This is a genomic window from Streptomyces sp. B5E4 (assembly GCF_039871555.1).
Taxonomy (GTDB): Bacteria; Actinomycetota; Actinomycetes; order Streptomycetales; family Streptomycetaceae; genus Streptomyces.
Genome location: NZ_JBDPMI010000021.1, coordinates 109,843 through 122,931 on the forward strand (window position 1 = coordinate 109,843; position 13,089 = coordinate 122,931).

Annotated in this window: 11 protein-coding genes and 1 riboswitch; of the genes, 2 read left to right on the forward strand and 9 right to left on the reverse strand. The window is 75.6% G+C overall.

Annotated features, from left to right (window positions below):
- Positions 1-38: 38 nt before the first annotated feature.
- Positions 39-1,274: a hypothetical protein gene (locus ABGA99_RS24735; RefSeq protein ID WP_347583440.1), complete on the forward strand. Its 1,236-nt coding sequence runs from the start codon at positions 39-41 to the stop codon at positions 1,272-1,274.
- Here ABGA99_RS24735 and ABGA99_RS24740 read toward each other — a convergent pair.
- Positions 1,260-1,670, reverse strand: a complete 411-nt coding sequence (locus ABGA99_RS24740) for a DUF2000 domain-containing protein (RefSeq protein ID WP_347583441.1) — start codon at positions 1,668-1,670, stop codon at positions 1,260-1,262. The two genes, ABGA99_RS24735 and ABGA99_RS24740, sit on opposite strands and share 15 nt — an antisense overlap.
- Before the next feature lie 67 nt (positions 1,671-1,737).
- On the opposite strand from ABGA99_RS24740, the gene ABGA99_RS24745 reads away from it, so the two are divergent.
- Positions 1,738-2,580 carry an AraC family transcriptional regulator gene (locus tag ABGA99_RS24745; protein WP_347583442.1) on the forward strand — a complete coding sequence of 281 codons (843 nt, stop codon included), beginning with the start codon at positions 1,738-1,740 and terminating at the stop codon, positions 2,578-2,580.
- Between the two features lie 12 nt (positions 2,581-2,592).
- Here ABGA99_RS24745 and ABGA99_RS24750 read toward each other — a convergent pair whose 3' ends face one another.
- From ABGA99_RS24750 to ABGA99_RS24785, 8 genes are all read right to left on the reverse strand, one after another.
- Positions 2,593-4,572 (reverse strand): hypothetical protein, encoded by a 1,980-nt coding sequence (locus tag ABGA99_RS24750; protein ID WP_347583443.1) that lies wholly within the window; start codon positions 4,570-4,572, stop codon positions 2,593-2,595.
- A 107-nt stretch (positions 4,573-4,679) separates the two neighbouring features.
- Positions 4,680-5,159, reverse strand: coding sequence for a hypothetical protein (locus tag ABGA99_RS24755; RefSeq protein ID WP_347579505.1), 480 nt, complete (start codon positions 5,157-5,159; stop codon positions 4,680-4,682).
- Between the two features lie 99 nt (positions 5,160-5,258).
- On the reverse strand, positions 5,259-6,788 hold the full coding sequence (locus ABGA99_RS24760; RefSeq protein ID WP_347579504.1) for a UDP-N-acetylglucosamine 1-carboxyvinyltransferase: 1,530 nt from the start codon (positions 6,786-6,788) through the stop codon (positions 5,259-5,261).
- A 36-nt stretch (positions 6,789-6,824) separates the two neighbouring features.
- Positions 6,825-7,796: an ECF transporter S component gene (locus ABGA99_RS24765; protein ID WP_347583444.1), complete on the reverse strand. Its 972-nt coding sequence runs from the start codon at positions 7,794-7,796 to the stop codon at positions 6,825-6,827.
- Positions 7,793-9,448, reverse strand: coding sequence for an ATP-binding cassette domain-containing protein (locus ABGA99_RS24770; protein WP_347583445.1), 1,656 nt, complete (start codon positions 9,446-9,448; stop codon positions 7,793-7,795). Before ABGA99_RS24770 ends, ABGA99_RS24765 begins: the two co-directional genes overlap by 4 nt.
- Positions 9,445-10,668 (reverse strand): CbiQ family ECF transporter T component, encoded by a 1,224-nt coding sequence (locus tag ABGA99_RS24775; protein ID WP_347583446.1) that lies wholly within the window; start codon positions 10,666-10,668, stop codon positions 9,445-9,447. Before ABGA99_RS24775 ends, ABGA99_RS24770 begins: the two co-directional genes overlap by 4 nt.
- Positions 10,665-11,393 carry an SCO2322 family protein gene (locus ABGA99_RS24780; protein WP_347583447.1) on the reverse strand — a complete coding sequence of 243 codons (729 nt, stop codon included), beginning with the start codon at positions 11,391-11,393 and terminating at the stop codon, positions 10,665-10,667. Before ABGA99_RS24780 ends, ABGA99_RS24775 begins: the two co-directional genes overlap by 4 nt.
- A complete protein-coding gene (locus tag ABGA99_RS24785; protein ID WP_347579499.1) occupies positions 11,390-12,691 on the reverse strand; it encodes a prenyltransferase/squalene oxidase repeat-containing protein in 1,302 nt (433 codons plus the stop codon). The genes ABGA99_RS24780 and ABGA99_RS24785 overlap by 4 nt, the downstream gene beginning before the upstream one ends.
- Before the next feature lie 147 nt (positions 12,692-12,838).
- Positions 12,839-12,957, reverse strand: a riboswitch (cobalamin riboswitch).
- Between the last annotated feature and the right edge of the window lie 132 nt (positions 12,958-13,089).

The window sequence follows — 13,089 nt, forward strand, 5'->3', positions numbered from 1 at the left end:
TATCACTCCAGCGAATCGGCGCGGGAGAGAGGTGACCCATGGGCAGGGCGAGGCGTGCGGCGGTCGGTGCGTGTGCGGCGGCGGTGCTGGTGCCGGTGGCGGCGGCCGGGTGCGCGGCGGGGCCGGGAGACGGCGGCGACAGGGCCGGCGACAAGAGCAGCGAGCGCACCGCCGCACGGACCGATGCCCGCAGCGCCGCGCAGAAGAGCCGGAGCGCACGCCTGATCGGCGACGGCTCCACCGCCTGGACCGGCGCGCAGCCCCGGCAGCCGCGGGTGCGCAAGCTCGCCGCCGGGGAGAAGCCGCCGCAGTTCGTCGTCTTCTCCTGGGACGGCGCCGGCGAGATCGGCGACGGCCTCTTCGCGCACTTCCGGGAGGTCGGGCGGAAGTACGACGCCGCCATGACGTACTTCCTCTCCGGCATCTACCTCCTGCCCGAGTCCAAGCGCTCCCAGTACCAGGCCCCCGGCCACGCCCCCGGCGCCTCCGACATCGGACTGCTCAGCGACGCGCACATCGAGGAGACCGTCGACCAGGTCCGCGAGGCCTGGCTCGACGGAAGTGAGATCGGCACCCACTTCAACGGCCACTTCTGCGGCCCCACCGGCGTCGCGAGCTGGTCGAAGGAGGAGTGGAAGAGCGAGATCGCGCAGGCCAAGCGGTTCGTGCGGCGGTGGAAGACGAACACCGGCCTGCGCGACGCCGCGCCGCTGCCCTTCGACTACGACAAGGAGCTGACCGGCGCCCGCACCCCCTGCCTCGAAGGAGGCGACAACCTCCGCGCCGCCGCCCGCGATCTGGGCTGGCGGTACGACACGAGCGGGGTGAACGAGCAGGTGTGGCCGGCGAAGAAGGACGGCCTGTGGGACCTGTCGATGCAGCTCGTGCCGTACCCCGGCAGCGACCGCGAAGAGCTGACCATGGACTACAACTTCAAGGTCAACCCGCTCACCACCCCCGCCAACGCCCAGTCGCAGATGCGCGACGGGCTGCTCGCCGGCTTCGAGCGCGCGTACACGGGCAACCGCGCGCCGCTGATCGTCGGCAACCACTTCGAGACCTGGCACGACGGCGCGTACATGCGCGCGGTCGAGGAGACCATCAAGGAGGTCTGCCCCCGGAAGGAGGTGCGGTGCGTGTCCTTCCGGCAGCTCGCCGACTGGCTCGACGCGCAGGACCCGCGGACGCTGCGGGCGCTGCGCGGCCTGGAGGTGGGGCAGGCGCCGGAGGGCGGCTGGGCCGCGCTGGGCGGGCGCGGCTCAGGTGTGCAGTGACAGGCCCTTGACCGTACGGTCCACGGCGTTGCGGGCGCCGTGGACCGCGAGGCCCGCAAGGTTCAGGTCACCGGCGGCGACGTCGCGGACGGCGGCGCGGTTGTCGTCGTCGTTGCCGGTGGCGAAGAGCTCGTCGGTGTAGACGGCGGTGGCCAGCCCGCGGGACAGGGCCCGGGTGTGGGTACGGGTCAGGCCCGCGGCGTCGGCGGCGAAGACGAGGACGGGCTCGCGGAACATCGGCAGGTAGGTGTTGCCGGAGGCGTCCTCGTACGGCTTGCCCATGATGTCGTCGGCGGCATGGGCGACGCCGCTGCACAGGAAGGCGGTGACGTTCAGCCGCTGCCAGGCGGCCAGGTCGTGCCGGACGACCACGGCGATCTTGGTCTCGAAGCGCATGCCGCCAGCGTCGCCCCCGCGGGCGGCGGCGGTCTTGAACGCTGGTGCGGCACCGCGGTGCGGCACCATGGAAGACGTGAGCGACTGGGTCTCGTACTGGCGGGACGCGCAGCGGCCGGTGGAGGCCATGCGCGCCCACTTCGAGGAGCACGTCTTCCACCGCCACAGCCACGACGCGTACTCCTTCGGCCTCACCGAGACCGGCGCCCAGCGCTTCGTCTGCCGCGGCGGCTCGCACACCTCCGCCGCGGGTCTGGTCATGGCGTTCAACCCCGACGACCCGCACGACGGCGAGTCGGCGACCGAGCTGGGGTTCACGTACCGGATGGTGCACATCGGCCCCGACGTCGTACGGGACGTCCTCGCCGACGCCGGCGCTCCCGAGGGCGCCGTCGCCCTTCCGCTCTTCGCCGACCCCGTGCACCGCGACCCGCCGCTGTGGCGCGCCCTGCTGCGGCTGCACGCGGCGCTCACCGAGGGCGCGGGCCCGCTGGTACGCGACGAACGGCTGACCGCCGCCGTGACGGCGATGGTCCACCGCGCCTCGACCGCCGCGCCGCGCGCCCGCACGCTGCGCCCCGGCGGCCCGCAGTCCGGCGCCGCCGGGCGGGCGCGGGCGGTGCTCCGGGAGCGGTTCGCCGAAGAGATCACCGCGACGGAGCTGGCAGCGGCGGCGGGCTGCAGCCGCTACGCGCTGTACCGGGCGTTCCGGACGGAATACGGCATGTCCCCCAGCGACCTCCAGCGCCTCCTCCGCCTCCGCGACGCCCGCCACCGGCTGACGGCGGGGGAGAGCGCCGCGCAGGCCGCGGCGGCGTCGGGCTTCGCGGACCAGAGCCACATGCACCGCTGGTTCGTCCGCACCTACGGCATCACGCCGGGCGTGTTCGCCCTCGCCGCCCGGCGGTGAGCCTGAGCGCGTCTACCAGGGCTGGGCCTGCGACCCGTCGGCCTCCAGACCGCGGCTGAGCCGTTGTGCCCGCTCGGCGTCCCCCGCCTCCCCGTACAGCTGCGCCAGGTCCGCCAGAGCCTTGACGTGCCCCGCGTCGAGGGCCTGCCGGTACAGGAGTTCCGCCTCCCCGGCCTCCCCTGCCGCCGCGCGCAGCCGCGCCAGGTTCCGCAGGGCCGAGGTGTCTCCGGCATCGGCGGCCCGCCGGTACAGGCGCTCTGCCCCGCCCGGGTTCCCGGCCTTCTCACGGAGCCGGGCGAGGTTGCTCAGGGCAGGGACGTCGCCGCCGTCGACGAGGCCGCGGTAGTGGCTCTCGCCCTCGGTCCGTTCCCAGTCCTCGTCCTCCATCAACTCCCCGCGCACATACCAGAGGTTGCTGTGGACCCGGGACTTCCCGTCGAAGTCGACCTCCAGAGCGAGCCGTTCCGCGCCCTCCGGATCCCTGACGTCGCGAAGCCGCACCAGGTGCCTCGCGACCGTGTAGCTTCCGGCCCTGGCCGCACGGTGGGCGAGCCGCTCCGCTCCGTCGAAGTCCCCGGCCCCCTCGCGCAGTTGTGCCAGGACCACCAGGGCCCAGATGTCTCCGGCGTCGGCGGCCTGCCAGGCGAGTCGCTCGGCGCCCTCCGGGTCCCCGGCCTCCTCGCGCAGCCGCGTCAGGTCCGTCATCGCCTCCGGGTGTCCGGCGGCGAGGGCCTGCCGGTAGAGGCGTTCCGCCTCGCCGGTGTCCCCGGCCTTCGTGCGCAGCCGGGCCAGGGCGCCCAGGGCGGAGGTGTCCCCGGCGTCTGCCACCTTCCGGTACAGGTCTGCCGCGATGCGGAAGCGGCCCCGCGTGGAGGCCGCCTCCGCCAGTGCGGAGAGGTCCGCCGTGTCGGTCACGTGGTCCCGTACGGCCGTCCAGAAGGATCCCGGCGGGACGTCGAGGCGGCGGGCGGTGCGGGCGTGGTGGTCGAGGTAGTCGTTCAGGCCGTGGACGTCCGGGAGAGCGCCCATCCCCTCCGGGCCGGCGACGGGTCCCAGAGCCGCCGCCACGCCTTTGATCCGCTCCCGCGCGTAGGCCAGGGCGCCGGCGAACCACGTGGCAGGGTCGGCGGCGGCGCGCTGCTCCGCGGTCAGGTAGCCGGAGGCGGCGGACTCCAGGAAGGGCGCGGGGAGACGGGAGGAGTGGCCGAGGCGGCGGGCGTCCATCGCCGCAGTGATGACGGCACGTCCGTACGGGCCCTGGGGCCCCGTGGGCCGCCAGTAGTGATCGACGAGTTGCGGGCCCGCCGCCAGGGTCTGGGTGACCTGCCCGTCCGTGCTGGTGGCGGCGGCCGCGGCCAGCGAGGGGTCGCGCCCGACGCGCGGGTCCGCGAGGGCCTCGGCGGTGAAGGACGCCGGGACGTCGACGGCCGCGGCCTGGGCGAGCAGGGCCCGGGCGTGGGGGTGCGCGTCCGCCGCCTGCGTTCCGGACGCGGGGGCGGCCGTGAGGCGCCGGTGGTACTCGGGCCACAGCGTGCCCAGCACCACGAGCGGTCCCGGTTCCTCCAGGCGGCGGTGGAGCGCGGCGGCGGCCTCCTCGCCCGCCGGCGAGTCGAGGTGGTTCTGGGCCTCGTTGAGCCACAGGACGGTCCGCGGCACGAGGGCACCCGCGTCGAGCAGTGCCGCGAGCCCGCCGGGGGTCTTGGGGAAGACCAGTTCCCAGTCCCGCAGGCACGCGCGGACGGCCTCGAAGGCGGTACGGGTCTTGCCGGCCGACGACGGCCCCCGCACGAGTACGAGCACCGGGTGCGCACGGTCGGCCGCCCGGCGCAGGCGGTCGCGCAGCCGGCGGTCGTGGTCGCGTTCGACGTACTCCGGGAGCACGAACCCGCCGGTGTCCTCGGGTGTCCCGGTCCCGTGGATGGCAGGGTGGACGCCGAGTTGCCGCGCGCTCCACTCGTCGACCGGTCGCCGCCGGTCCAGGCGCGCGGTCACCCGCGTCCCGGGGAAGTGCTGGTGGAGGTTCTCGACGGTGCCGGCGGCGATCGCGCCGTGCGTGGCATGGATCGAGCGGGCGGGGGCCGCGGTGGCGCCGGGAGCGTTCAGCCCTGGGGCGCTCCCGGCGGGGGAGGGTCCGGTACGCCCACGTTGACGCTGCCCATGTGCCAGGCGGCCGCGGAACCGCCGTCGGCCCGGATCTCCACGCCCGCGCCGACGGCCACCCCGCCGTCGCCCGCGGACGCGCCCGCGGCGCGGGCGTGCGGGGCGACCAGCCCGCGCAACCGGTCGGCGGCGACGGCGCGCTCGGTCCCGTCCAGGCTCTCCAGCAGGATCTCGATGCGAGTCCGCCAGGCCGCCTCCAGGCCGATGCGGGCCCGCTCCACCGCGTCGGCGTCCGCCGCCACGAGTTCGCCCGCGGTCTGGTCCAGGCGTGCCAACTCCGCCTGCTCGCGCCCCTCGTCGCCGCGGCCGAACCAGCGCGCAACCGCCCGCCGCAGAGCGGTCCAGCCGTCCGTCCCCGCGGCCTGGACCACCGCCGTTCCGCCCGCCGCCGCCAGTGCGGCCAGTGCCGGATCCAGCATCCCCGCCCCTTTCGCCGGGTCGCGGGACCCGGGGCACTCAAGGTACCCGCCCGCCGGGGGCGGCCGGGCCGCTTCCGCCGAGGCCACGGCGGCCGGGCGTCAGATGTCGCGGAACGTCTCGATGCGGGCGCCCACCGAGTTGAGGCGGTCGGCCAGGGATTCGTAACCCCGGTTGATGACATAGACGTTGCGGAGCACCGACGTGCCCTCCGCCGCCATCATGCCGAGCAGCACCACCACCGCGGGGCGCAGCGCCGGCGGGCACATCATCTCCGTCTCGCGCCAGCGCGTCGGGCCCTCGACCAGGACGCGGTGCGGGTCGAGGAGTTTGACGGCGGCGCCGAGGCGGGTCAGTTCGGTGAGGTAGATGGCGCGGTTGTCGTAGACCCAGTCGTGGATGAGGGTCGAGCCCTGCGCGGAAGCGGCGATGGCGGCGAAGAAGGGGACGTTGTCGATGTTGACGCCGGGGAAGGGCATCGGGTGGATCTTGTCGATCGGCGCCTGGAGCTTCGACGGGCGCACGGTCAGATCCACCAGCCGCGTGCGGCCGTTGTCGGCGGCGTACTCCGGGGTGCGGTCGAGGTCGAGGCCCATCTCCTCCAGCACCGCCAGCTCGATCTCCAGGAACTCCACCGGCGCCCGCCGCACCGTCAGCTCCGACGACGTGACGACCGCCGCCGCCAGCAGGCTCATCGCCTCCACCGGGTCCTCGGACGGGGAGAAGTCGACGTCCCGGTCGATGTACGGCACGCCGTGCACGCGCAGCGTGGTCGAGCCCACACCGTCCACGCGCACGCCCAGGTGCTCCAGGAAGAAGCACAGGTCCTGGACCATGTAGTTGGAGCTGGCGTTGCGGATCTCGGTCACGCCGTCGTGCCGGGCGGCGGCCAGCAGCGCGTTCTCGGTCACGGTGTCGCCGCGCTCGGTCAGCACGATGGCCCGGTCGGGCGCGACGTCCGGGACGACCTCGCAGTGGTAGACGCCCTCGGTCGCCGTCACGTCCAGGCCGAAGCGGCGCAGCACGGCCATGTGCGGCTGTACGGTCCTGGTGCCGAGGTCGCAGCCGCCCGCGTACGGGAGTTTGAAGCGCTCCGTGCGGTGCAGCAGCGGGCCGAGGAACATGATCACGCTGCGGGTGCGGCGCGCCGCCTCGTGGTCCATGGAATCCAGGTCCAGCTCGGCCGGCGGTACGACCTCCAGGTCGGCGCCGTCGTTGATCCAGCGGGTCCGCACCCCGATGCTGTTCAGCACCTCCAGGATGCGGAAGACCTCCTCGATCCGCGCCACCCGGCGCAGCACCGAGCGCCCGGAGTTCAGCAGGGTGGCGCACAGCAGCGCGACGCAGGCGTTCTTGCTGGTCTTGACGTCGATCGCGCCGGACAGCCGGCGGCCGCCGCTGACCCGCAGATGCATCGGGCCCGCGGTGCCCAGGGCGACGATCTCGCTGTCCAGTGCCTCGCCGATACGGGCGATCATCTCCAGGCTGATGTTCTGATGACCGCGCTCGATGCGGTTGACGGCGCTGTGACCGGTGCCCAGCGCCGCGGCGAGCTGACTCTGCGACCATCCGCGGTGCTGTCGGGCGTCACGGATGAGCCTGCCGATGCGCACGAGGTAGTCGTCTGCCATGACTTGGACGCTATCTCGCATATGAGATGCCCGCATTCAGGGGGTTCGCGTCTCGAATGCCACCGGCGTGCCGAATGCGGCCTTTCGGGTGGCGCGGCGCAGCGCCGCCAGCACGGCCCTGCCGAGAGTCAGCGTGCACACCGCCGTCACCACCGCGCGCGGAAGATCCCAGCCCAGCGATGTGGCCAGGCAGTACGCGACGAAACGGGCGAGGTTCTCGGGCAGCGGATCACCCGGGACGAACGACACGCCCGTAGACATACCGCTCAGATACGGCCACCCCTGGAGGTTCATGACCGTGCCGTAGAGAACCGAAGCCATTGCTCCATACGAGGCAAGCAGCCACACCTCCCCCCGGCCCCGCAGCCGCTCCGCCCCCGGCAGCAGCCCGGCGCCCATGGCCACCCAGCCCATGGCCAGCATCTGGAACGGCATCCAGGGCCCGACCCCGCCCGTGAGCAGGGCGGACGCGAACATCGTCACGGCCCCGAGGACGAACCCGAAGCCCGGGCCCAGGACCCGGCCGGAGAGCACCATGAGGAAGAACATCGGTTCGATCCCCGCCGTCCCGGCCCCGAGGGGCCGCAGTGCGGCGCCCACCGCGGCGAGCACGCCGAGCATCGCGACCGCCTTGGCGTCGAGCCCGGAGTCGGCGATGGTCGCGCCGACCACGGCGACGAGGAGGGGGAGGAGGGCGGCGAAGAGCCAGGGGGCGTCGCCGGAGTGGGCGAGGCCGGAGTCGGGGCCCGCGAGCAGCGGCCAGCCGAAGGCGGCGACGCCGATGGCGGAGACGAGGAGCAGGGCGGCGGCGGAGACGGGGCCGAGGCGGACCACGCGCAGGCGCGCGGTGCGGGCGGGGGCGCCGGCGCCGGACGTGTCGGGGGCGGCGCGCGTGCCGGGCGTGCCGGGGGTGTCCGGGTCGGGCGGCTTGCGGTCGCGGTCCGGGGCGTCCCGGTGCGTACCGTCGCCGGGTGTCCCCGGGGCGGCTCCGGGCTCCTCCGCGGTCATGCCGCCGCCTCCAGGGCGTGCCGGACCTGGGTGACCGTCAGCCACGTCGTCCCCGTCGCCGTATCGCCGCCCGCCGGGCTCAGGATCTTCGCCACCTGCGGTGCGAAGGACGGCGAGGCGACGACGACCTCCGCCGTCGGCCCGTCGGCGACCACCTCGCCGTCCGCCAGGATCACCACCCGGTGCGCCAGTTCGGCGGCCAGCTCCACGTCGTGCGTCGCCAGCACGATCGCGTGGCCCGCCGCGGCCAGCCCGCGCAGCACCCCGACGAGCCGGGCCTTCGCGGCGTAGTCCAGGCCGCGGGTCGGCTCGTCGAGCAGCAGCAGCCGGGGGCGCGCGGTGAGGATCACGGCGAGGGCCAGCGCGAGCCGCTGGCCCTCGGACAGGTCGCGCGGGTGGGCCTCGTCCGGCACGCCGGGCAGCAGTTCGGCGACCAGGGCCCGGCAGGTGCCGACCGCGGCGTGCGCGTCGTTGTCGGCGGCGGCGCACTCCGCGGCGACGGTGTCCGCGTACAGCAGATCCCGCGGATCCTGCGGTACGAGCCCCGCGTGCCGCAGGAGTTCGGCGGGGCGGGTGCGGTGCGGGGCGAGGTCCCCGAGCCGTACGGAACCGGCGGCCGGCCGGTGCATGCCGACGAAACCGGCCAGCAGCGTGGACTTGCCCGCGCCGTTGCGCCCCATGACGGCGACGGTCTCACCCGCGGCGACGGACAGCGACACCCCGCGCAGCACCTCCGCCCGCCCGCGGCGCACGGTGAACCGCTCGGCGACGGCGGCCGGTTCACCGTGGGCCCCGGGCTTCCCGCCCGGTCCGCCCGTGCCGCCGTCCGGCCTCAGGCCCGTCAGCCGCTCCCGCAGCGGCGCCGCGCGGCGGCGCGCGTCCCGTACCGTCAGCGGCAGCGGAGACCAGCCCGCCAGCCGCCCCAGCGCGACCACCGGGGGGCGTACCGGCGAGACCGCCATCATCTCCGCAGGCGCGCCCGCCTCCGGCGCCGCGCCCGGGGCCGGCAGGACGATGACCTGGTCCGCGTACTGCACCACCCGCTCCAGCCGGTGTTCGGCCAGCAGCACCGTCGTCCCCAGGTCGTGCACCAGCCGCTGGAGCACCGCCAGCACCTCCTCCGCCGCCGCCGGATCCAGCGCCGACGTCGGCTCGTCCAGGACCAGCACGCGCGGGTGCGGCGTCAGCACCGAGCCGATCGCGACCCGCTGCTGCTGGCCGCCGGAGAGCGAGGCGATCGGGCGGTCGCGCAGCTCGGTGAGGCCCAGCAGGTCGAGCGTCTCCTCCACCCGGCGCCGCATCGTGTCGCGCGGCAGGCCCAGGGACTCCATGCCGTAGGCGAGTTCGTCCTCGACCGTGTCCGTGACGAAGTGCGCCAGCGGGTCCTGGCCCACCGTGCCGACGACGTCGGCCAGTTCGCGCGGCGGGTGCGTACGGGTGTCGCGGCCGTCGACGGTGACGCGGCCGCGCAGGGTGCCGCCGGTGAAGTGCGGTACGAGCCCGCAGACGGCGTTCAGCAGGGTCGACTTGCCGACTCCCGAGGGGCCGACGAGCAGGGCGAGTTCGCCCTCCGGGACGGTGAGGTCCACGCCCCGGATCGCGGGCTTCGCGGCGCCGTCGTAGACGACGGACACGTCCTCGAAACGGATCACTGGGCGGTCTCCTCGGTGGTTCTCGGGGCTCGTTGTTCCCGCGGCCCCGGCGGTACGGGCGCGACGAGCGCCGGCAGCAGGCCGAGCAGGCAGCTCGCGGCCGGCCACAGCGGCAGTTCGGGCGCGGTCAGCGGTACGACGGTGGGGTGCAGGGCGTCGGGCGCATAGGAGTTGGCGTAGATCATCAGGCCGCCGACGGCCGCGCCCGAGGCGGCGACCAGCCAGGCGCGCGGCCCGAAGCGGTCGGGCCGGTAGCGGCTGCGCACCGCGCGGCGCCCGCCGAGCCACAGCCCGCCGGCCGCGGCGGCGGCGCCGAGTGCCAGCACGGGCAGGCCGTAGCCGGCACCGGAGGCGGCGAGCAGCCCGTAGGTGCCGGCGCAGACGCCGAGGAGTCCGCCGAGGGTGAGCGCGGCGGTGGTGACCCGGACGGCGCGGGGCAGCCGGGCCGTCCGGCCGTAGCCGCGGGCGTCCATCGCGGCGGCCAGCGCCACCGAACGCTCCAACGCGCCCTCCAGCACCGGCAGTCCGACCTGGAGGAGGGCCCGTGGCCCGCGGTCGTCACGGCCGCGCAGCCGGCGGGCGCGGCGCAGCCGCGCGACGTCGGCGACGAAGTGCGGGGCGAAGGTCATCGCGACGACGACGGCGACGCCGAGTTCGTACAGCGCGGCGGGCAGGGACTTCAGCAGGCGCGCGGGGTTGGCCAGGGCGTTGGCGGCGCCGACGCAGATGAGGAGGGCGGCGAGCTTCATCCCGTCGTAGAAGGCGAACGTCAGTTGCTCCGTGGTCACCCGGCCGCCGAGGCGGACGCCCTGCGCCCACTCGGGGAGGGGGACTTCGGGGAGGGTGAAGAGGGTGCTGGTGCCCGGGATGGGCGAGCCGAGGAAGGCGGCGAAGACGAGCCGGACGGCGATGACGAGGAGGCCGAGCTTGAGGAAGAGGGCGTAGGAGCGGGCCCAGGGTGCGTCGGTGCGGCGGGCGGCGACGACGTAGCCGGCGACGGCGACCAGGAGGGCGAGGAGAAGGGGGTTGGTGGTGCGGGAGGCGGCGGTGGCGAGCCCGAGGGCCCAGAGCCACCAGGCCCCGGCGTGCAGGGCGTTGGCGCGGTCGGCGAGGGGCGGTCGCAGGACACCGCCGCCGCGCGCGGTCCGCCCGGGCGCGGGCGCACGCGGCCCCTCGGCGACGCGCGGGGAGCCGGGGCGGTGGGGGGCCTCGGGGGTCATGTGCGGCGGCGGCGCAACTGCCAGATCGTGAGGCCGGCGAGGACCGCGACCATGGCGAGGCCGCCGACCGTCCCCGTGGACGGGCCGGAGTCGCCGTCGCCGGCCTCGTCGGCGGGGACGGCGGAGTCCGTGGTCTCGGCGCGCGGCTCGCCGGCCCGGTCGCCGCCGTCGTCGGACGCCGGCTCGGCGCAGCCGCTGCGCGGGTAGCCGTCGATGGCGCAGAGCAGGCCGTTGGAGTCGTAGCGCAGCGGCTCCGCGACGGCGGCGAGGGCGTCGCCGAGGGTGGCGTCCTCCGCGACCGACGCGCATTCCGTACGGGCCGGGGGTGGGGTCCGGCCGCCCGGGGCGTGCGCGGCGGTGCCGAAGTCGAGGACGAGGGCGACGCGCTTCCTGCCGTCGTCGGGTGCGGTGTCGCCGCAGACGGCGTCGAAGCCGGCGGCCCCGCGCGGGCGCGGCCCGCCGCCGGACTCCTCACTGACGCCGAACCGCACGCCGTGCACGTCCCCGTCCGCGGGCCGCTCGATGCCGGGGCCCTTGGTGGCGTAGACCCAGGAGTCCCCGTCCCGGTCCCAGAAGGACCAGTACCGGTACCCCTCCGAGGCCTGCGCCCCGGAAGCGCCCGCCCCGAGCACCAGCAGCACACCCCCGGCCGCGGCAACGAGCCCCCGCCGTGCCGCCTGCCGTATCGGCCGCCGCTCCCGGCGCGGTTGCCCGCCGCCGGTCACGCGCGCTTCTTTCTGCGGGCGCTTGCCAGCAGGCCGATGCCCGCGCCCGCGGCCAGGCCCACGGCCAGCAGGGACCAGACCGCCATGCCCGGTCCTTCGTCGTCCGACGACTCCTCCGCCGCGGCCGGGTCCGCCGCCGGCTTCTCCGCCGTCGGCTGCGGGCCCGTGGCGTTGAGGCTCGCCACCAGGTCCGTGCCGCCGGCGAAGGCACCCGGGTCGGCGTCGACCGCGTCCGCGGCGAGGATGAGGGTGGCCAGGGCCGCCGGGTTCTCCTTCGACCAGGCCAGGGTGCTCTTGTCGCGCTCCAGCCAGCCGTACGGCTCGCGCGCCGCGCTGGCGTGGCCGCCCGCGGCCAGCGCCAGGGCGGCGACGGCGGTGGCGTTGTGGTCGGGGCCCTCGCCGGTCATCATCGGCAGGTGCCCGTCGCCGGCGGCGAGTTTCTGCGCCAGGTACGCCGCGCCCGCGTCCGCCGCCTTAGCCGGGGTGGGGTCCTGCGTGCAGGTGCCCGCCTCGACCGGCTTGTCCTTGCCGCCCCCGGCGTCCCCCTGTGCCAGGCCGACGCCCAGGCCGTGGCCCGTGCCCGCGAGGACGGCCGACGCGGTCGCGTAGTCGTTGGGGAACAGCGCGCCGTCGTCCTCCGGCTGGTACGCGTACGCGCCCCGCTCCGCCTTCTTCGCGTCGCAGCCGAGCTGCAGCGTCGCCAGCGCGTCGTACGGGCTGCCGCCGCCGGCCGTCGTCTTCTCCGGCTTCTCGCCGACCGCGGCGAGCGCGCCGACGACGACCGCGGTGGAGTTGGCGTCCGTCGGGCCGCCGGGGTTGAAGCCCCAGCCGCCGTCCTCGTTCTGGACCTTCTTCAGCCAGGCCACGCCCTTGCCGACCGCCTTGCGTTCGCCGCCCGCCGCGCTCAGCGCCTGCACCGCGGCGGCCGTGGCGTTGGTGTCCTCGGTCGCCTCGTCGCAGGGCTCGGCGACATCCGCGCGGTATGCGGCGAAGCCGCCGTCCGCGCACTGCTGGCCGGTGAGGAAGCCGACCGCGGCCGGAGCCGGGCGCAACTGCTGCGTGCGCTGGGCGAGGATGGCCAGCGACTGCCGCCAGACGCCGTCGAACTCGGGGTCCGCGGTGCCGTACAGCCCCTCGGGCAGCTTCTTCTGTGCGGGTACGGCCTGCGGTGCCGCCTGCGGCGCGGTGGCGGCCGAGGCCGCCGTCGCCGAGCCGGCGACGGTCAGGGGCAGCAGCACGGCGGCGGCGAGTGCGGCGCGCGTGCTGCGGGCGGCGGCGTTCCGGCCTATCGGAGCCATGGCGGAGCGGGGGCCTTTCGGACGGGGCGGCGGGCACAGCCGGCCGCGGCCGCCCGTCCGCGCTCCGCGCGGGCCGGGGGTGCCGGGCTCAGCTCCGCGTACCGCGACGGACGGGCCCCGGGCCGGCGTCGGTACCGGGCGGGGCCCCATGAGCCTGCCGCGTCCCGCGGGTGCTCCGGCTCGTACGGCCATGGCGGCCGCACTCACGGTTGCGGGTCAGCGCCGGATTCGCACCGGCTTCCCCTGCGGGACGCGGTTGAAGTTGTCGCCGCTCACCTTACCGCCCCGTACCCGCGGAGGTCAGTGCCGGTCCCGGCCAGGGGGCGCGCCTGACGAGGGAGGTTGCGGTACGGGGTCCGTACGGACCGGGGGCTCCGGGTCGCGGAAGGGCCGGGGCC

Bases quoted from the DNA above. Each gene is read 5' to 3' on its own strand.
- ABGA99_RS24765 (WP_347583444.1), bottom strand. From the start codon at position 7,796: ATGACCGCGGAGGAGCCCGGAGCCGCCCCGGGGACACCCGGCGACGGT.
- ABGA99_RS24755 (WP_347579505.1), bottom strand. From the start codon at position 5,159: ATGCTGGATCCGGCACTGGCCGCACTGGCGGCGGCGGGCGGAACGGCG.
- ABGA99_RS24785 (WP_347579499.1), bottom strand. From the start codon at position 12,691: ATGGCTCCGATAGGCCGGAACGCCGCCGCCCGCAGCACGCGCGCCGCA.
- ABGA99_RS24745 (WP_347583442.1), top strand. From the start codon at position 1,738: ATGGAAGACGTGAGCGACTGGGTCTCGTACTGGCGGGACGCGCAGCGG.
- ABGA99_RS24760 (WP_347579504.1), bottom strand. From the start codon at position 6,788: ATGGCAGACGACTACCTCGTGCGCATCGGCAGGCTCATCCGTGACGCC.
- ABGA99_RS24775 (WP_347583446.1), bottom strand. From the start codon at position 10,668: ATGACCCCCGAGGCCCCCCACCGCCCCGGCTCCCCGCGCGTCGCCGAG.
- ABGA99_RS24735 (WP_347583440.1), top strand. From the start codon at position 39: ATGGGCAGGGCGAGGCGTGCGGCGGTCGGTGCGTGTGCGGCGGCGGTG.
- ABGA99_RS24740 (WP_347583441.1), bottom strand. From the start codon at position 1,670: ATGCGCTTCGAGACCAAGATCGCCGTGGTCGTCCGGCACGACCTGGCC.